This window comes from Paenibacillus sp. 1182, assembly GCF_017833915.1.
GTDB lineage: Bacteria > Bacillota > Bacilli > Paenibacillales > Paenibacillaceae > Paenibacillus > Paenibacillus polymyxa_D.
The window spans coordinates 314,265-332,126 of record NZ_JAFICR010000003.1 but is presented as its reverse complement, the minus strand read 5'-3'; the positions used below and the strand labels follow the sequence as shown (position 1 = coordinate 332,126).

19 protein-coding genes are annotated in these 17,862 nt (G+C 44.3%); all 19 read right to left on the bottom strand.

The annotated features are described in order from the left end of the window. Positions 1–24: 24 nt before the first annotated feature. Positions 25–447, bottom strand: coding sequence for a PaaI family thioesterase (locus JOD82_RS07230; RefSeq protein ID WP_029517046.1), 423 nt, complete (start codon positions 445–447; stop codon positions 25–27). A 122-nt stretch (positions 448–569) separates the two neighbouring features. Then, positions 570–1,022, bottom strand: coding sequence for a YlbF/YmcA family competence regulator (locus JOD82_RS07225; RefSeq protein WP_023988245.1), 453 nt, complete (start codon positions 1,020–1,022; stop codon positions 570–572). An 80-nt stretch (positions 1,023–1,102) separates the two neighbouring features. Next, positions 1,103–2,656 carry a tRNA (N6-isopentenyl adenosine(37)-C2)-methylthiotransferase MiaB gene (gene miaB / locus JOD82_RS07220; protein WP_209948052.1) on the bottom strand — a complete coding sequence of 518 codons (1,554 nt, stop codon included), beginning with the start codon at positions 2,654–2,656 and terminating at the stop codon, positions 1,103–1,105. 300 nt (positions 2,657–2,956) lie between these two features. Continuing rightward, entirely contained in the window at positions 2,957–3,529 is a 573-nt protein-coding gene (pduL, locus tag JOD82_RS07215) for a phosphate propanoyltransferase (RefSeq protein WP_013309962.1), read from the bottom strand. 142 nt (positions 3,530–3,671) lie between these two features. Beyond that, positions 3,672–4,760 carry a low temperature requirement protein A gene (locus JOD82_RS07210; RefSeq protein ID WP_029517044.1) on the bottom strand — a complete coding sequence of 363 codons (1,089 nt, stop codon included), beginning with the start codon at positions 4,758–4,760 and terminating at the stop codon, positions 3,672–3,674. Positions 4,761–4,937: 177 nt separating this feature from the next. Next, a complete protein-coding gene (locus tag JOD82_RS07205; protein ID WP_029517043.1) occupies positions 4,938–6,005 on the bottom strand; it encodes a dipeptidase in 1,068 nt (355 codons plus the stop codon). A gap of 122 nt (positions 6,006–6,127) precedes the next feature. Beyond that, positions 6,128–6,388: a stage V sporulation protein S gene (locus JOD82_RS07200; protein WP_007430104.1), complete on the bottom strand. Its 261-nt coding sequence runs from the start codon at positions 6,386–6,388 to the stop codon at positions 6,128–6,130. A 129-nt stretch (positions 6,389–6,517) separates the two neighbouring features. After that, positions 6,518–7,312, bottom strand: coding sequence for a TIGR00282 family metallophosphoesterase (locus JOD82_RS07195; protein WP_013309959.1), 795 nt, complete (start codon positions 7,310–7,312; stop codon positions 6,518–6,520). Positions 7,313–7,389: 77 nt separating this feature from the next. Beyond that, positions 7,390–8,934 (bottom strand): ribonuclease Y, encoded by a 1,545-nt coding sequence (gene rny / locus JOD82_RS07190; RefSeq protein ID WP_013309958.1) that lies wholly within the window; start codon positions 8,932–8,934, stop codon positions 7,390–7,392. Between the two features lie 374 nt (positions 8,935–9,308). Next, the gene (locus tag JOD82_RS07185) at positions 9,309–10,058 is read right to left on the bottom strand and encodes a regulatory protein RecX (protein WP_069011415.1); all 750 of its coding nucleotides are present in this window, start codon (positions 10,056–10,058) and stop codon (positions 9,309–9,311) included. A gap of 195 nt (positions 10,059–10,253) precedes the next feature. Further along, on the bottom strand, positions 10,254–11,315 hold the full coding sequence (recA, locus tag JOD82_RS07180) for a recombinase RecA (RefSeq protein ID WP_023988239.1): 1,062 nt from the start codon (positions 11,313–11,315) through the stop codon (positions 10,254–10,256). A 242-nt stretch (positions 11,316–11,557) separates the two neighbouring features. Continuing rightward, the gene (locus JOD82_RS07175; protein WP_039273576.1) at positions 11,558–12,826 is read right to left on the bottom strand and encodes a competence/damage-inducible protein A; all 1,269 of its coding nucleotides are present in this window, start codon (positions 12,824–12,826) and stop codon (positions 11,558–11,560) included. Between the two features lie 95 nt (positions 12,827–12,921). Continuing rightward, positions 12,922–13,509, bottom strand: coding sequence for a CDP-diacylglycerol--glycerol-3-phosphate 3-phosphatidyltransferase (pgsA, locus tag JOD82_RS07170; protein WP_013309954.1), 588 nt, complete (start codon positions 13,507–13,509; stop codon positions 12,922–12,924). Positions 13,510–13,718: 209 nt separating this feature from the next. After that, the gene (locus tag JOD82_RS07165; RefSeq protein WP_013309953.1) at positions 13,719–14,210 is read right to left on the bottom strand and encodes a YajQ family cyclic di-GMP-binding protein; all 492 of its coding nucleotides are present in this window, start codon (positions 14,208–14,210) and stop codon (positions 13,719–13,721) included. Positions 14,211–14,354: 144 nt separating this feature from the next. Next, positions 14,355–14,519, bottom strand: a complete 165-nt coding sequence (locus JOD82_RS07160) for a hypothetical protein (protein ID WP_023988236.1) — start codon at positions 14,517–14,519, stop codon at positions 14,355–14,357. Positions 14,520–14,603: 84 nt separating this feature from the next. Further along, positions 14,604–15,692 carry a RodZ domain-containing protein gene (locus JOD82_RS07155; protein ID WP_208332484.1) on the bottom strand — a complete coding sequence of 363 codons (1,089 nt, stop codon included), beginning with the start codon at positions 15,690–15,692 and terminating at the stop codon, positions 14,604–14,606. Positions 15,693–15,722: 30 nt separating this feature from the next. After that, positions 15,723–16,496, bottom strand: coding sequence for a DUF3388 domain-containing protein (locus JOD82_RS07150; protein WP_013370747.1), 774 nt, complete (start codon positions 16,494–16,496; stop codon positions 15,723–15,725). Between the two features lie 227 nt (positions 16,497–16,723). Next, the gene (locus JOD82_RS07145; protein WP_013309950.1) at positions 16,724–16,978 is read right to left on the bottom strand and encodes a DUF3243 domain-containing protein; all 255 of its coding nucleotides are present in this window, start codon (positions 16,976–16,978) and stop codon (positions 16,724–16,726) included. Between the two features lie 102 nt (positions 16,979–17,080). Then, positions 17,081–17,848 carry an elongation factor P 5-aminopentanone reductase gene (gene ymfI, locus JOD82_RS07140; RefSeq protein WP_209948050.1) on the bottom strand — a complete coding sequence of 256 codons (768 nt, stop codon included), beginning with the start codon at positions 17,846–17,848 and terminating at the stop codon, positions 17,081–17,083. Positions 17,849–17,862: the final 14 nt, after the last annotated feature.

Below are 17,862 nucleotides of genomic sequence, written 5' to 3'. Positions count from 1 at the left end.
CATAATAAAAATTTTTGTCAAGCGTCAGGCCTTACCTGAATCACTTGCTTGTGTACGTAATACTCGGAAGGTTGCTGTAGATGTAGACCCAAGTGTGCCTTCACTATCCCTTACTTCCGCCTCAGTGGTTATAGTCCGACCTCCCTGATGAAGAATCCGCGCCCTAACCTCCAGTCGGCCTTGCCTCATGGCTGACAAGAAATGAACATTCAGGTTCGTCGTTACACATGGATCCATATTTCGTGAAGCCATACTGACCATCCCCATCGCCTGATCCATCAATGAAGTAAGCACACCCCCATGGACAATACCCATCACATTGGTATGCTCTTGTTTGGCTTCCAAAGCGATCTGTACCTCGTTTGCATCAGCTGCAATCAGCTCACACCCTAAATACTCCCAAAAAGTATTATTTTCGCCCTCTAGCATCTTACCGAACTTATCCATTCCCTTGCTTCCATCCCTTCTATGTTGTCCCATTTCTCTTGATGTCTTATAAATATATACGATGGCAAATTGCTTTCGAAAAAAAGGCGTGGAAGCTACGCCTCCACACCATAAATTTCATTCTAATCACTGCAATTCGACGAGGAAGTACTTTTTCCCTCTTCAACGTTCACCTTCTCAGCAACGGTATCACGAATCGCCATGATCACCATTTGCAGTAGCTCATTAATTTCCACCTGACTCTGCTGAAACTCCGTTACAATTGGAATACCATCAAGTTCTTCCTGTAGCTCCTGTAGCTCGGCCTCTATTTTGGCAATCATTTTTTGATTTTTTAAGGATTCAAATGCAACAATTTCCTTTTGCTTCTTTTTCATCGTTGCAATCAGTTGCTGAATGCGCCCATGATCCTGAATCTTTTCTTCTGCTTTCCGGAATACCTGTACTTCCTCACTGCTACCCAAAATACCTGCTAATTCTTTGGCTTTTGCCAATATCATTTCGCGATTGACCAAATGATCATGCTGGCGCGCCGCCGATTGAAGTTCTGTTTGTTGCAACCGCTCCTCTGTCATTGTCCATCGCTCCTTTTCTCACTTAGACGGCCCTGCACACAACCTTACTCAGACCGCATGCAACCCGCTAGAATATTCTTTTATCCGTTAACTGCTACAGCCGTTTCAACCAGATCACCTTTGATGTAAAAGGTCATAGGTTCCGTAATTTTCACTTGAACAAAGGAACCAATCAGGTCCTGAGAACCCTCAAAATGTACAAGCTTATTGGAACGGGTCCGACCGGCAAGCACTTTGCTGTCATTTTTGCTCTCGCCTTCCACCAACACTTCAACCACTTCGCCACGCAATCGACTATTAAAGCGAAGGCTGTTTTGGTTCACCGCAATGTTCAGACGCCGGAGACGCTCTTTTTTGACCGACATAGGCACATTATCTTCCATCGAAGCAGCTGGCGTACCTTCACGTGGTGAATAAATGAATGTGTAGGCAAAGTCATAGCCGACCTCGCGCACCAAAGATAGAGTATCTTCAAACTGCTCGTCTGTTTCGCCCGGGAAACCTACAATGATATCCGTTGTCAGAGAAACATGCGGAACAGCTGCTTTAATCTTCGCTGCCAGTTCCAGAACACGCTCACGGGTATATTTTCGGTTCATTTTCTTCAATATATCCGTATTACCGGATTGAACAGGCAGATGGATATGCTCCACCAAATTACCACCCTTACCGAGCACTTCTACCAAATGGTCATCAAAATCACGTGGATGTGATGTTGTAAAACGTACACGCGGGATATTGATTTTGCGCATATCATCCATCAGATCCCCGAATCTGTAATTCAAATCTTTCAAATCCTTACCATAAGCGTTAACATTCTGCCCCAGTAAGGTGATTTCTTTAAAACCTTGACGTGCCAAATCCCGTACTTCAGCGATAACATCCTCTGGACGACGGCTTCTTTCCTTACCACGTGTAAAGGGAACAATGCAATAGGTGCAAAATTTATCACAGCCGTACATAATGTTCACCCAAGCCCGCATACCCTCGCGCTTCTTCGGCAAGTTTTCGATAATGTCGCCTTCCTTAGACCACACTTCGACCACCATTTCTTTGCTAAAGAGTGCTTCCTTGACGAGCTGAGGCAGACGATGAATATTATGGGTACCAAAAATCATATCGACAAAACCGTGTTTTTGCATAATCCGGTTAACGATGTTCTCTTCCTGTGACATGCAGCCACACACGCCGAGCAGCAGTCCTGGCTTTTCTGTTTTGAGATGCTTGAGGTGACCCAGCTCGCCAAACACTTTATCCTCCGCATTTTCACGGATAGCACAAGTGTTTAGTAAAATGATGTCTGCTTCCTTCCGATCCTCGGTTGATTGGTAGCCCATTTGCTCCAGCAAACCTTTTATGGTTTCGGAATCATGCTCGTTCATTTGGCAACCAAATGTGTATACGATGTAATGCTTTCCCTCACCGATATGCTTTAGCTCATCCGGGACTGCGTTATCATATAATACCTGTACATCCTCTTTACCGCGTTGCTTTTCTTTTCTATGGTTCGGCTCCGCCATAATGTTGATTTCACGTCCGCGAATACGGATCTTTTTGCTATGCTCATCTTCAGAAATAATCTTCGCATCCGAGAAATCAAAATATTTGGAGTAATCTTTTGTTTTCTTTTCCATTCCTTAGTCACTCCTTACACCATCTATTTCACGAGCTAATTTGTGATTTTACTGTATCTTTAGGCATGGGTAAATTTATTTTAAGTTCTAAAAAAACCTTTAAAAAAGGCATTACACTAAATTATAGCATGATTTATAGGCCATCGCCATAGATCAACCGCAGATACCATTGAGTGCAAAGTGAACTCATGTTCTTTTTGTACATAAGTGAAGTATCTGTGAATTATATAGTATGTAAAAAGCCCGATTCTTTTGCAAGAATCGGACTCTTTAAGCCTTCCGGCATTTAAATCGTGTATATTAGTCTACGATTTCAGCGTTGTCACCGTTTTTCACACCGGCACCGTTCGCTTCATCTGTATCAATGTGCATATCCAAAGCAAAAGAATCGGACACACGTGCAAGAACATTTTCAAATACAAGACCACGTTCGCCGCCAACACGTACTTTCAGCAACTGCTTGTCCTTAATGTCCCATTTAGCTGCATCAGATGTATGGAAATGAATATGGCGGGCTGCTACAATCACGCCTTCTTGCAGTTCCACTTCACCAGCTGGTCCTTTTACTGTGATTCCTGGTGTACCATCAATGCTACCCGATTCGCGTACAGGTGCTTTTACACCAATAGCAAAGGAATCAGTGCGAGAAATTTCCAACTGGGAAGCGGGACGAGCAGGTCCCAAAATGCGAACCTTATCAAATTGGCCCTTAGAACCAATTACAGCTACCGTTTCATTTGCGGCAAATTGTCCTGGTTGGGACAAAGGTTTAAATTCGGTTAATTGATAGCCTGCTCCGAACAAAATTTCAATATGCTCTTGAGTCAGGTGAATATGACGGGCGGAAACGCCGACAGGTACGATTTTACTCATCGTGTGGTCACTCCTTTTTCTCTATACAATACTTTACACATCCATGCTATTATACTCCTATTTTGCCAAGAAAGAAAAGAAGAGCGTATAAAGTTCCCTTTTTCGCCCCAATCATCGTTAAATATCATCCCTATAAATCAGATCAAATCGTCGTTTTAGCGAACAGGAGAAAGAAAAGCATGATTTCAGCTACAATGAGATGAGGGGGGACGACAATAAATATATTAAGGATAAACAGGACACAGAGTATTCCAGTTAAGAAAAAAATGACTCTGAGACGGGGTTTAAGATGACTTAATCTGTACTGATGAAATACCAGTAAAACCGACAAAAAGTAAATAAAAACAGAAGCAAAGGTAAAGCAAAGCACAAAGATATAGTCTACTTGTCCCAAAAACAAGAGCTGAATCGAAGCAGCTAGCATGCTAAGGGAAAGATAAATAAACAAATGACCATAAATAATAGTCTGTCCTGCTGATTGTTTTGATTTATCTACGCGCTTCTCCATATTCTCAAAATATTGCCACCAGATTGCGATGACTAATATAAAAGCCAAAGCGGCAAATACAACGGAAGAAACCGTAAAATGATCGGATTGTAAAACAGAAAGCATACTTATCACAGATTCGCCAAGCAGAATTAAGGTGAACTGTGCAAATCGTTCTAAAAGATGCTCCGTATGGATTGGTGTGATCACCAACTTTTTACGACCAATCAAAGGAACGAGGATATCAACAGCTATACCGGTATATAAAATCAAATATCGAACCCAAGAGTCAAAGAAAAGGGAGAAACTAGAGATGACTATTCCAATCCAAAAATAGGTTCCGAAAAAACGAGCTGTTTCCTGTTTATGAGCCGTTTCTTTGGGCGCCGAAAGTAAATATTGAACGACAGTTAAACCTCTTAACCCAATATAGCCAACAAAAAAAGATACATAATACGCATCAAAATCTATATTCAAACTGGCAGTCATGATTAACACGAAAAACAATTGCAGGATCATAAAGATTCGATGCGTTATACTGTCTTGACCAAAACGGTTGTTGTAGACAGTTTGCCCCACCCAAGCCCACCATATCGGGATAAAAATCATAATGAACTTCTCCATATGTTCCCACGAGATACTACCATGCTCAACATGTAGTAAAACATGAGTGGCCTTAGAGACAGCAGCTACGAATAGTAAGTCATAAAAGAGTTCAAGCCAGGTAACCTTTTTTATTAACATTGTGTAATGGAGCCCCCTCTGGTATAGCGGTGCAGCATGGTGCACCATCAGTCTCGCTCCATTGTCTGCCGTATTTCTGCAAATATTATTTAAAATCTAAGATACTTCTCATTATTTCGTAATCGTTCTCGCTTTGTCAAGAGTGTTCGCAGCCAAAACATCCCCTTAAATAGCTATTTAAGAAGACATTTTAGAAGGCAGATTCGTTTGCAGATATTCCAGGGCATGACCTCCCAGCCATCCTTTGACTAGCTCCTCAGGGTAATGCTTCAGCAGCAGTTCTGCAAAAGCCGGATATTTCCCCGAGTGTTCCAAGCCTTGCACATGGTGCTCGATACCGTCAAAATCAGAGCCAAACATCAAATGCCTTTCGCCCCCTAATGAACAAATATGCTCAATATGCGGTAGCAGATCCTCAGCAGTTACTGTATCCTGCTCTTTGAGAAACATGGTGACGAAGGTCAAACCAATCCGTCCGTTACGGGCGATCAGTGCACGAATCTGTTCATCCCGCAGATTACGAGGATGAGCACATCTCGCAAAGACATTCGAATGCGAGGCGATGGGCGGTAGAGTAGCCTCCTCCAGCACCTCCCAGAAGCCCTGTACGGACAGATGCGACACATCTAACAGCAGTCCCAGGTCATTACAGCGATTGACCAAATCGCGCCCCTTGCTAGTCAGCCCGCCACCTCTATGTTCCATAATGCCGTCAGCTGCCCAGTTCGCATAATTCCATGTCAGCCCAATCAATCGTATTCCCATGGCATAGCATAATTCTGCATAAAAAGGGTTCCCTTCCAGCGCATCTACCCCCTCCAGTGAGAGCAAAGCCCAAGGTGCCCATATATGATCCGTCCCATTACCATCCAAATACGTTATCTTTTCCGTGCGCTTCTCTTCTCCTGCCTGCTTTACTTGCTCTTCCTGATGCACTGCGGACGCATTTTTCCACATTGCCAAGTCTTCCTTCCACAGCAATGGTCTCAACCCACCGGAGATAGAGGTAACATGCTGCCTGAACAGCTCAATTTGACGTACCACATGCTCAAATCTTGGTGTGCCTAATACCTGTGAAATATATATAGCAAACGTTTGCAACTGCACGTTACCTTCTAGCAAACGTTCTTTTGTGACATCAAGCGATGGATGACTGAAATCGATCTGCGCATCGAGCTGCATTTTACATAACACATCACAATGAAAGTCAACAACTGGCCAATTCACTTTTAGCTTATCATTCATGCATCTTACCTCCATTTATAGATTGAAGCACCACAAATTTATTTTAAAAATCATAGTAACAGACTCACAATGCAAAAAAGCCCGTTTACAAATCGTAAACAGGCTCAGGCAACTTACATTTATTATCTTGGCTCTACAATCAATTTGATCGCAGTCCGATCTTCTCCATCAATAACAATGTCTGTAAAAGCAGGAATACAAATCAAATCCACTCCGCTTGGTGCGACAAATCCCCGGGCAATGGCTACCGCTTTAATGGCTTGGTTTAGTGCACCCGCTCCAATCGCCTGTAATTCTGCATTTCCGCGTTCACGCAGTACTCCTGCGAGTGCGCCTGCAACTGAATTAGGATTGGATTTTGCTGATACTTTTAATACATCCATAGTAAGTACCTCCCCTGGGAATGATGATGGTTTGATTCCACTATTAGATGTTATTCGAGGGTCAGCAAAAAATTCCTGCTTTTTGGTGACAGTTTTCCTTATTCTTTCCTTAAGCAGCTTACAAAAAAGTTAATCCATCCGCCATTCATCTTCTTTGAGTCTGATTTTCTGAATTTTGCGGGCTTTTCCATCGTTATCATTCAGCTCTACGCTGATGGCATGGAAATGCCATTTGCCCATGTCCACTTGAAAACGCACCGGAAGCTGGGTCTGGAATTTCTGTAACACAGCCTCTTTCTGCATTCCAAGCACTCCCTCATAAGGACCTACCATTCCCGCATCTGTCTGATACGCAGTTCCTTGTGGCAAAATTGTATCGTCATTGCTCTGTACATGTGTGTGCGTACCTACCACGATTGAAGCACGTCCATCCAAATGCCAACCCATAGCGATTTTTTCCGAGGTTGCTTCGGCGTGAAAATCAACTAGGATATGTTTATGTTTTTTGCGCAACTCATCGACAATTTCATCTGCTGCACGGAATGGATCGTCAATAGCTGGCAAAAAGGTTCTACCTTGCAGATTAACAATAGCCAGCTCCTTACCTCCACCCTTTACAACGGTATAACCTCGGCCCGGTGTTCCTGGTGGAAAGTTAGCCGGGCGAATGATCCGTGGCTCATCATCTATAAAATCAAATATTTCCTTATTGTCCCAAGTATGATTTCCCATCGTAATCCCATGGACGCCCCAATCAAAAAACTCTCTGGCGATAGCAGGGGTTATGCCTCTTCCCGAAGCTGCATTTTCTCCGTTCACGATAATAACATGCGGATTGTATTTTGATTTGAGCGAAGGAAGATTTTCCCTCAGTGCCTTTCTGCCTACACTGCCGACGATGTCTCCAATAAATAATACGTTGATAGAAAGCCCTCCCTAGTCTGCCTTACATAAATGAAAAGTGGCCCTACAAACAGTGGCCACTTTTCATTGAAATGCTTTTATTTTGCGTATTCTACCGCACGGGTCTCGCGAATAACAGTAACTTTGATATGTCCCGGATAGTCCAGTTCATTCTCAATCGTTTTCGTAATATCGCGGGCCAGTCGGAATGCTTCCGCATCATCAATTTTCTCTGGCTGTACCATGACACGAACTTCGCGTCCGGCTTGAATCGCGTATGATTTTTCAACGCCTTCAAAAGATTCGGAGATGCGTTCCAGCTTCTCAAGACGACGGATGTACGTCTCTAGCGTTTCACGCCGCGCTCCCGGTCTTGCTGCTGATAGAGCATCTGCCGCCCCAACCAGCATGGCGATCACTGAAGTCGCTTCGCAGTCGCCGTGATGTGAAGCAATGCTGTTGATGACGACCGGGTGTTCCTTGTACTTCTTCGCCAGTTCCACGCCAATTTCAACGTGCGATCCTTCCACTTCGTGATCCAGCGCCTTCCCGATGTCATGCAGCAATCCTGCCCGTCTTGCCAGTACAACGTCTTCGCCCAGTTCCCCGGCCATTAGACCTGTCAAGTATGCAACTTCCATCGAGTGCTTTAATACGTTCTGTCCGTAACTCGTACGGAACTTAAGACGTCCCAAGATCTTGATCAAATCCGGATGTAAGCTATGCACGCCCACCTCAAAGGTGGCCTGCTCACCATATTCACGGATTCGTTCGTCCACCTCTTTACGGGATTTTTCCACCATCTCTTCAATACGAGCCGGATGTATCCGTCCGTCCGCTACGAGCTTTTCAAGCGCAGTACGCGCAATCTCTCTACGAATCGGATCAAATCCGGACAAAATAACAGCTTCCGGCGTATCATCAATAATGAGGTCAATTCCTGTAAGGGTTTCAAGTGCACGGATATTACGGCCTTCGCGCCCGATAATCCGGCCTTTCATTTCTTCGTTCGGCAATGTGACGACAGAAACCGTCGTTTCTGCTACATGATCTGCCGCACAGCGTTGGATGGCCAGTGTGATGATTTCACGAGACTTTTTGTCCGCTTCTTCTTTGGCCTGCTGTTCAATTTCTTTAATCATCTGAGCTGTTTCATGACGAACTTCCTGCTCTACGTTGGTCAGAATAATACTTCTTGCATCCTCCATCGTCAGATTGGAAATACGCTCCAACTCAGTTACCTGACTCTTGTAAATCAAATCAATTTGCTGCTGGGTTTCATCGATTCGTTTCTCTTTGTTGGCCACCTGTTCTTCTTTGCGTTCCAGCGATTCCAATTTTTTATCCAGCGATTCTTCTTTTTGCAGCAATCTTCGTTCCTGTCGTTGAATTTCATTGCGACGTTCACGAGTTTCTTTTTCAGCTTCGGCACGGATGCGGTGAATTTCATCTTTCGCTTCCAATACCGTTTCCTTCTTCAGCGCTTCTGCCTCTTTTTTCGCGTTCTCCACGATTTGCGCGGCAGCTTCTTCCGCACTGGAGATCTTAGCTTCTGCAATAGATTTGCGAATAAAATAACCAATCCCGAACCCAAAGAATAACGCGGCTACAGCAACGAGAACGAACCAGATCGCAGTCATCATACTGTTCACCTCCCCGTTGGTTCCTCCAAGGCATTCCTTGGGACTTTTTGCAATTGTCACATTTACTTTGATCGTCAAACTAAGATAACGACACAAGGTCGTTTCATTTCATATGCACATGCTTTCACATGTACAATTCCGCCTGGCATAGCGGCATCACTTGTTATTTGGCGATGAGAACTCACCGGTGGATTCCGCTTTTTTGGAAGGAAAAAGGGCGTTCCACAAGTATCGTTTCATATATATTTTATTATTTGACAAATGGCATTGTCAAGGGAATGCAAACATTAGTAGAGTACCATGCAGCTTTCCATGTAATAACTAGCTCATCCTATCCGTTCATACTAGCCCAAGGTTCAGCAGCCGTTTGGCAATTATTCCTCCCACTGCAACAATTCCTCGTCATCTGAAGCAGCGTCATGCTCGGCCGCAGTGAGATGATTGACCACTCGGCGTGTCATATCCCCCGAATATCCGCGTCTCATGAGAAAAGGGTAGGTTTTCCTTTTTTTCTCCATTATATCACCACGTACCTGATTCCATTTCTTACGTCCGATCGTCAAAGCACTCTCCCACTCCTCATTATCGGTGATTTCACCTAACGCTTCCCCAATAGAGGCTTTAGAGATGCCTTTCTGACGGAGTTCTTGCCTAACCCACATCTTCCCCTTACGTTGGCTAGTTATACGCTGCCTTGCCCATTGGCGGGCGTACAAATCATCATCCACGAGTTGCTCCCTTTCCAGTCGGACCATTACTTCGTCAATAACAGACTGATCCAGTTCTTTTTGCACCAAACGCTGGGCAATTTCCTGACGTGTGCGAGGCTTTCGCCCCAAATATCGAAGCGCGAGTACATAGGCCTGTTGCTTTTCATCTGCCAGAACAATATCTTCCAGTTCTTTTTTGACGAATGACGTTCCTTTGAACATATTGTACTTGATCATTACATCTTCTAATACAGACAATGAATACGGGCCAAAATGAATGATATAGCGTCCACGTTTGCGTCCCTGTCCCTGCTCTACCCTAGTAATCATCAATTCCTCATGATCCGGAAAAAGAGAAATCTCTTGTTGCTTATTTGCTTCCGCAGAATATTCATCTTCATCGTCCAACTGCAATATGTTTCCCTCACTTTGAAATTCACGAAAGCAGTCTTTGGACAACTGCTACGCAAAAGTTAGATTCCGCTGACAAAGCAGCTTTAATTGATGCAAAAATGCCCTGCACAACTGTGCAGGGCATCAGAATCATGCTATTCAACCGGATTGTGCCATAACCCTGGCTCCAGTTCACAAATCAGGATTCACCAAGCTTTATTCAAGCTCCAACAATTCCTGTTCTTCCTTGGCTTGCTGTGCCAACTCTTCTTCTGTAGGCGGAGCAACCGTCGTAATCAAATTGCTTGCCACCCGAATTTTTTGCTCGATCGTACTAGCAATGTTCGGATTTTCCTTCAAAAATTGCTTCGCATTCTCACGTCCCTGACCAAGGCGCTCACCTTCGTAGGAATACCAAGCTCCACTCTTGTCGACAATGTCATGCTCCGTACCGATATCGATCAAGCTACCTTCTTTGGAAATGCCCTCACCGTACATAATGTCCACTTCAGCCTGACGGAATGGAGGGGCAACTTTATTCTTCACGACTTTAATACGTGTGCGGTTACCCACAATGTCGTTACCCATTTTCAAACTTTCAATACGACGAACATCCAAACGTACCGTAGAGTAAAACTTCAAGGCACGTCCACCTGGTGTTGTTTCAGGGTTACCGAACATAACACCTACTTTTTCACGTAGCTGGTTAATAAAAATAGCAATAGTTTTCGATTTGTTAATGGCTCCAGACAGCTTACGCAATGCCTGCGACATCAGACGTGCTTGAAGACCGACGTGGGAATCTCCCATTTCGCCTTCAATCTCTGCCTTCGGCACAAGTGCCGCTACGGAGTCAACAACTACAATGTCTACTGCTCCACTACGTACAAGGGCTTCGGCAATCTCAAGCGCCTGCTCTCCTGTATCTGGTTGCGATAGTAACAACTCATCAATATTGACACCCAGCTTGCTTGCATACGACGGATCAAGCGCATGCTCGGCGTCGATAAAGGCGGCTTGTCCGCCTGTTTTTTGCACCTCTGCGATAGCGTGAAGAGCTACTGTCGTTTTACCGGATGATTCCGGTCCGTATATTTCAATAACCCGGCCTCTTGGAAAGCCGCCCGTTCCTAACGCAATATCCAAAGCAATCGAACCACTGGGGATCGTTTCCACTTGCATGTGGGTAGACTCACCCAACTTCATAATGGAACCTTTACCAAATTGCTTTTCTATTTGACGGAGCGCCATATCCAGCGCAGCACGACGATCTGACAATAAACTCACATCCTTCATTGTTTGTACTTTAATAATACCTTGTTTTGACACGCTTGCCAAGCATTTTTTCGAACATACATTCGTTTTTTTTATTCACACAGCTCTCTTCTGTAATTACACCTGTCTCTTAAAACAAAAAAAGAACCGCTGGCAAAAGGCTTTGCAACGGTTCTTCCGATAAGGTGATTATATCATGAATATCTATCTAAAACAACTCTACGACCCACACTGTACATAGATGATTAAGAGAGTTTCTCGTTCTCTACCAGCCTGCGCCACAATCTGTACAGAATCGCTTTGACTGATCGCAGTCGGATTGTTTCGCGGTTACCACTCAGTCTCAGTTCATGTACTTCCGTTTCCTTGTCGCGTTCAGCAATGCCAATATACACTAGACCGACTGGCTTCCGTTCGGAATACCCAGGCCCGGCTACACCAGTAACTGAAAGTCCAAAATCGCTGTCCATGATCATTCTCGCCTGCTCTGCAAGCACAAGGGCCACTTCCTTACTCACTGCACCTGGCGCTTGATCCCCTTCCAAATAATCACAAGGCACGTTGAGTAATTTCATCTTCATTTCATTGGAATAGCACACGATGCCACCTTGAAACATAGTAGCACTGCCAGGTATAGAAGTGAGGTGTTCCATCAGCATTCCACCTGTACAGCTTTCTGCCGCACTCACAGTGAGTCCGCGATTGGCCATTAGATCTACGATAACCTTCTCCAGCGTAACATCTTCGCTTGCATACATAAATTCCGAAAGACGCTGCTGAATTTCTACTTCCGTAGCCGTCAGCTTAATCAATGCTTCACTTTCGCTGGCCGCCTTGGTGGATATACGGATCGTGACTTCCCCTTCCTTGGCATAAGGAGCAATCGTGGGGTCTGTCTGGGATTGGATCAGATCTAACAAACGGGTTTCAAGAGCTGACTCACCAATCCCTGCAAATTTTAGCATTTTTGAATAAATTGGCATTTCCTCACCGCTCAATGCCTGCTGAAGCAACCAAGGTTTGGCCTGGTTTGCAAACATCGGTTTGAGTTCCTTAGGAGGTCCAGGCAAAACTACATAAAATTTACCATCCTGTGCAATTGCGTCGCCCACAGCTAGCCCTGTCTCATTTTCAAGCGGAGTAGCACCTTCAATAGAAAGCGCCTGCCGGCGGTTATTTTCGGTCATTTCTACCCCACGGTTACGAAAAAATTGATCTAGCTTGTCCATTGCAAGACGATCTATGTGCAATTTTCGCCCCAATACAGACGCTATCGCATCTTTCGTCAAATCATCCTGGGTCGGTCCCAGACCGCCAGAAAATAAAATAATATCCGCACGCTTCTGAGCAATTCTTATGGCTTCCTGAAGCCGATCTATGTTATCGCCAACCACAGTCTGAAAATATACATCGATTCCAATTGTAGCCAACTCTTGTGACAAATATTGAGCATTTGTATTCACTATTTGTCCGAGCAATAACTCTGTTCCTACCGCAATTATTTCAGCTTTCATCAATTCTTCCTCCTGTACTGCGAATATGATGGGAATTATATAAAGAAACAGCAATAAGTTTAGTCCCTATTGCTGTTTCCATAAAATTTATACTGTTAAACCTTGGAGGAGCTCAGCAAATGGATATTTTTCACGAAATAATCAATACCCGAATAAATGGTGATCAACACCGCTGCCCATATCGCTATTAAATCAAACGGTATACCAAGAAAAACAAACGGGAAATTATTAATGAGCAGCGCTACTATAGCAACAATCTGAATGATCGTCTTTAATTTGCCCCAATTGCTTGCAGCAACCACAGACCCATCCAGCAAGGCAATCTGACGCAGCCCCGTAACCGCAAACTCACGGCTAACAATCACAACAACAATCCACGAATCAATTTTCCCCATTTCTACCAAGGAAACCAAAATGGCGGTTACCAAAAGCTTATCAGCAAGGGGGTCCAACAGCTTGCCCAAATTGGTGACCATATTATTTTTACGTGCCAAATACCCGTCAAGACCGTCCGTGCTGGCTGCTACAAGGAAAATGATAGCCGCAATCAGCTGATTATACGGCAGCTTGAAAGCTCCGATCTCAATCGGTGGCGGATAAAAATCAAAGTCCACCAGCAAAGCCAGCATCATCACCGGGATAAGGCAAATCCGCGTTATTGTAATTCTGTTGGGTAAATTCACAACACACTCTCCCCTGATTATCGTACTTGATTACAAATGGCAGTTTTCGGATTAAATTCAACCCTATGTAAATCGCTTTCGGCGAGCGCTATACACCTGAATTGTCTGCATTTTCGTTACAAGTATAATATGGCGCAAAACGCATGTCAAAATAACCTGCCGCACATCAAGCAACGTTTTTCCTGCAAAATATATGAGGGAAAACGTCTTTATTTCATGTTTGTAAATTGAAGCTCCAATGGCAAATCAGCTTTACGTAGCAATTGAATGATCGCCTGTAAATCATCCCTGTTTTTCCCGGTCACCCGGATTTGATCACCTTGAATCTGACTTTTAACTTTTAGCTTGGAGTCCCGAATAAGAATGTTAATTTTCTTGGCATTATCCTGATCAATTCCCTGCTTCAGCGAAAGACGCTGACGCACTGAACCTAGAGAAGCGGGTTCCAATTTGCCATACTCCACATTTTTGAGGGACAGACCTCGTTTAGCCATTTTAGACTGCAAAATATCAATCACCGCATTCAGCTTGTATTCGTCTTCCGATGCAATCGTAAGAGCTTCTTTCTCAAGCTTGAGGCTACTTTTGCTATCCTTGAAATCAAATCGTGTTTCAATTTCACGCTCCGTCTGATGAACCGCATTTGTTAACTCCTGCATATCCATTTTGGAGACGATATCAAATGAATTTTCTGAAGCCATCGTTTCACTTTCCTTTCCACAACAAAGTTCAATATCTAATTATAGGCTAGTCATTTACAAAAATCCAATAATCGGTTGACTAAAAAGGCGTTCTTGCCAGTTTTCCTGACAAAAACGCCTTTATTTCATTTACGGTCAAAATATCTAATTATGGCTTCGTGTTGGAGTTCGGAACATATCCAAAAGTCCAAGCACAATGTGAGCAAGACCAAAGCCCAGTATGCCATAGCCCCATGCATTCGGTGTCAGATAATAGCCCAGTAAACTGACAATTATACCGAGCCCAGTCACAATCCAGCTGACGGTCATAACGTATACACCTCACTTTGCGGAAAATGAAATGACTGCCTTTCCAGGAATTACAGTCATTAGTATTTCCTCGCACCAAGGCGTTTATTCACCATTAGTAGTTGTAGAATCTGTACCACTTTGTGCTGAATCCGTACTGCTACCTGTCGTAGAATCTGCAGGTAAACCCGTCACCCCTGCACTCGTTCCGGTCGAAGAGGCTTCTCCTTGCTGTATCAGTACACGAGTAGTCGATTTATTATCTGTTATCGGTTGACCTGCTACGGAAATATCTGTGGCAGAAGACCGCCCTGATTTGATATATAAACCTTCTGGACCAATATCGAAAGACATGGCATCTCCACTTTTAGTCATACCATAACTCAGCTTTTCTCCACGGGAATTTTCTCCCTTGTATACTTCAAGCCAGCTTTCACCCGTAGCTTTAATATCAACCTTGGCTGTGGCTCCCGTTGCACTGGAAACTTTAAAAATCGTCGTCTTGCCTTGCTTGCCGTCCTGTGCCACAGTTACACCTTGTTGTGGAGTAGTCGTATCCGGCTGTTGTCCAGTATTTGGAGTAGTAGCATCCGTATTCCCCGTACCATTTGGCTGAGTTTGTCCGGTTTGCCCCGCACCAGGAGTCTGCCCACCAGCACCATTTGGAGCCGTCGTTTGACCATTGTTCGGCTGTGTCGTAGTGGTATCAGGAGTAGACGTGTTTGGTGTTGTACTCGGTGTTGTACTCGGTGTTGTACTTGGTGTAGTAATCGGTGTTGTGTTTTCTGCTGTTTTTGGAGTTGAATGGTTGTTGCTCACCCAATAAGCATAAATAACCCCAACAATGAGAACTAGAAAAAGCCACATTAACGCTGTAGGCAACCATTTAAGATTACCAATCGTGGCGGGACGGCTGGAGCGTTTCTGTGTAACAGGCTCCATGACTGCTTCCGGTTCAGGTTCAGGCACATTGCTTTGATGCCCTTCCAGAATCTCATCAGGATTCAACCCGACCGTTTCAGCGTATGTTTTAATAAAAGCTCTGACATAAAAGCTTCCCGGCAGCACTTTGTAATCGCCCGTCTCAATGGCTTCCAGATAACGTTTGCGTATCTTCGTCATTTCCTGAACATCGTCAAGGCTCAATCCTTTTTGCAGCCGGGCCTCCTTTAATTGCTGACCCAGTTCTGACATGTCATCATCTCCTTGTGTAATTACGCTTATTTAAAGATCTTCTGTATAACTGGCTGTAAAGGTATCATAAATAATTTCCTCAGCCGGATTATTGCGAAGTTCAATAATGATATTGAAATCGTCAAAGCTGTATCCCGACTCACGTACAAATACATCAGGATGCTCAATCACTTTAGTACTTGGCATGCTCATAATTTCCTGAAGCAGGTGATAATGTCTTTCATTTGACCGAATTGTACTCACAATACCATCAATAATAAACACATTGTTTGGGTTCATTTCTTCTTCAGAGAGCTGACTGCGTACCGTCTGTCGTAGTAGCGTCGAAGATACAAAAGTCCAACGCTTCATTGCGCATACACTACTGGCAATAATGGATTCCGTTTTGCCCACACGTGGCATCCCGCGAAGACCGATCACCTGATTGCCGTCCCTCTTTAATACTTCACCCAAAAAATCGACCAGCAACCCAAGCTCATCGCGTGTAAAGCGAAATGTTTTACGATCATCCGAATCCCGATCGATGTAACGGCCATGTCTTACTGCCAATATATCAACCAGTCTCGGAGCACGTAAGGCCGTGACTGTAATGTTGCTCGCTTTTTTTAACGTGTCTCCGAGAATACGTATCTTCTCATCATCGTCTGTTTCAAGCAGCATTCCCCGTCTTTCACCTTCAACACCGTTGATCGTCAGTATATTAACCCCCAGAATACCAAGCATGGAAGCAATGTCTCCCAGCAGTCCGGGTCGATTTTTATGTATCTTGTACTCCATGTACCACTGTTTCGTTTCTTCCGTCACGTTAGCACCTCATTCACATTCAAACCGTCAACAACTCCAAATCAAAGCATTATTGTATCATAAAATAACATCTTTCGACAAAACCAATTATTGAAATTTGATAGGCTGCATTGTGTTGTAAGCCTCAATCACGTTTATGATATATAAATTACAATGGAATTACAAGAACAGCTCTGTAACCATTACAGAAAAGCCCCCAAAAGGGAGCTTTTCATGTTGGTTCTTACTTATGCGTTGCTCTTGGCCAATTTAACCATTAGCCGGGCGATGGTGTGACGCTCGTCCTCATCGGCAACTCCCCACAGTTCTTTCAATGCGCGGTTGGAGTGGTTGGCTGGATCGACCTTCTCATCCAGAAAATCACCGATTTCATAAGCAAGCTCTGAAATGGTATCTTGGCTGATTCCCAGCTTCTCCGCTTGCTCTACACGCTGACCGAGGAACTTTTTCCAAACATCAAAATTCTGAACAACTGTTGACATACTTAAATCCTCCTTAGATGATTCAGATTTAAAATCAACAGTTGTAATATGCTCTTCTCAGACGCTTACTATACTGGTGGATTCCTCCAAGCGCTATTTCCCTTAAGTCACCCATCCTCCGTTAGGACTTATGACCTGGCCATTAATATAACCTGACTCAGGAAGCGCAAGAAAATAAACCAGGGATGATATCTCATCAGGTCGAGCCAATCGTCCGGCAGGAATTTCTTCTTCCAAACTGGTAATTTCGCCTTCATCTAAATGATCCAGCATCGACGTATTCACTGCACCTGGAGCTACTGCATTCACTGTCACCCCGGAAGGTGCTACTTCTTGAGCCAGCGCTTTAGTGAAAGCGTTAATGCCTCCCTTCGTGGTGGAATACAACACCTCGCACGAAGCCCCACATATCCCCCACACGGAGGAAACATTCACAATGCGGCCATAGCGTTGGGAAATCATATGTGGCATAAAAACCTGCGTACACAGAAAGGTTCCCTTAACATTGACTGCCATCACTTCGTCCCATTCCTCTTCCGAAACATCTGTCAACAGCCCATAATGAGATAATCCGGCGTTGTTCACAAGAATATCCGGCTTCATCCCGTGATTATCCAGCTTTTCCCGCATGCGTTCGATCTGCTCCTTGCTCTGCAGATCCGCTGACACGGTCATTACCTTGCCTGAATAAACCATGCAACGACGGGCAACTTCATTTGCTTTTTCATGGGACTTCATGTAGTGAATGACCACATTCATCCCTACAGCTGCAAAACGCTCAGCAATAGCCGCACCAATTCCGCCACTCGCTCCTGTAATCAGCACAGTTGTATCGCCAATCGCTTTTAATTCTCCGCCCTCAGTGGTCATCGTTTCCCTCTCCC

Coding starts and splice junctions, on each gene's coding strand:
- JOD82_RS07230 (WP_029517046.1), bottom strand. CDS start 447: ATGGATAAGTTCGGTAAGATGCTAGAGGGCGAAAATAATACTTTTTGG.
- JOD82_RS07225 (WP_023988245.1), bottom strand. CDS start 1,022: ATGACAGAGGAGCGGTTGCAACAAACAGAACTTCAATCGGCGGCGCGC.
- miaB (WP_209948052.1), bottom strand. CDS start 2,656: ATGGAAAAGAAAACAAAAGATTACTCCAAATATTTTGATTTCTCGGAT.
- pduL (WP_013309962.1), bottom strand. CDS start 3,529: ATGAGTAAAATCGTACCTGTCGGCGTTTCCGCCCGTCATATTCACCTG.
- JOD82_RS07210 (WP_029517044.1), bottom strand. CDS start 4,760: ATGTTAATAAAAAAGGTTACCTGGCTTGAACTCTTTTATGACTTACTA.
- JOD82_RS07205 (WP_029517043.1), bottom strand. CDS start 6,005: ATGAATGATAAGCTAAAAGTGAATTGGCCAGTTGTTGACTTTCATTGT.
- JOD82_RS07200 (WP_007430104.1), bottom strand. CDS start 6,388: ATGGATGTATTAAAAGTATCAGCAAAATCCAATCCTAATTCAGTTGCA.
- rny (WP_013309958.1), bottom strand. CDS start 8,934: ATGATGACTGCGATCTGGTTCGTTCTCGTTGCTGTAGCCGCGTTATTC.
- JOD82_RS07175 (WP_039273576.1), bottom strand. CDS start 12,826: ATGAAAGCTGAAATAATTGCGGTAGGAACAGAGTTATTGCTCGGACAA.
- JOD82_RS07165 (WP_013309953.1), bottom strand. CDS start 14,210: ATGGCTTCAGAAAATTCATTTGATATCGTCTCCAAAATGGATATGCAG.
- JOD82_RS07160 (WP_023988236.1), bottom strand. CDS start 14,519: ATGACCGTCAGCTGGATTGTGACTGGGCTCGGTATAATTGTCAGTTTA.
- JOD82_RS07155 (WP_208332484.1), bottom strand. CDS start 15,692: ATGTCAGAACTGGGTCAGCAATTAAAGGAGGCCCGGCTGCAAAAAGGA.
- JOD82_RS07145 (WP_013309950.1), bottom strand. CDS start 16,978: ATGTCAACAGTTGTTCAGAATTTTGATGTTTGGAAAAAGTTCCTCGGT.
- ymfI (WP_209948050.1), bottom strand. CDS start 17,848: ATGACCACTGAGGGCGGAGAATTAAAAGCGATTGGCGATACAACTGTG.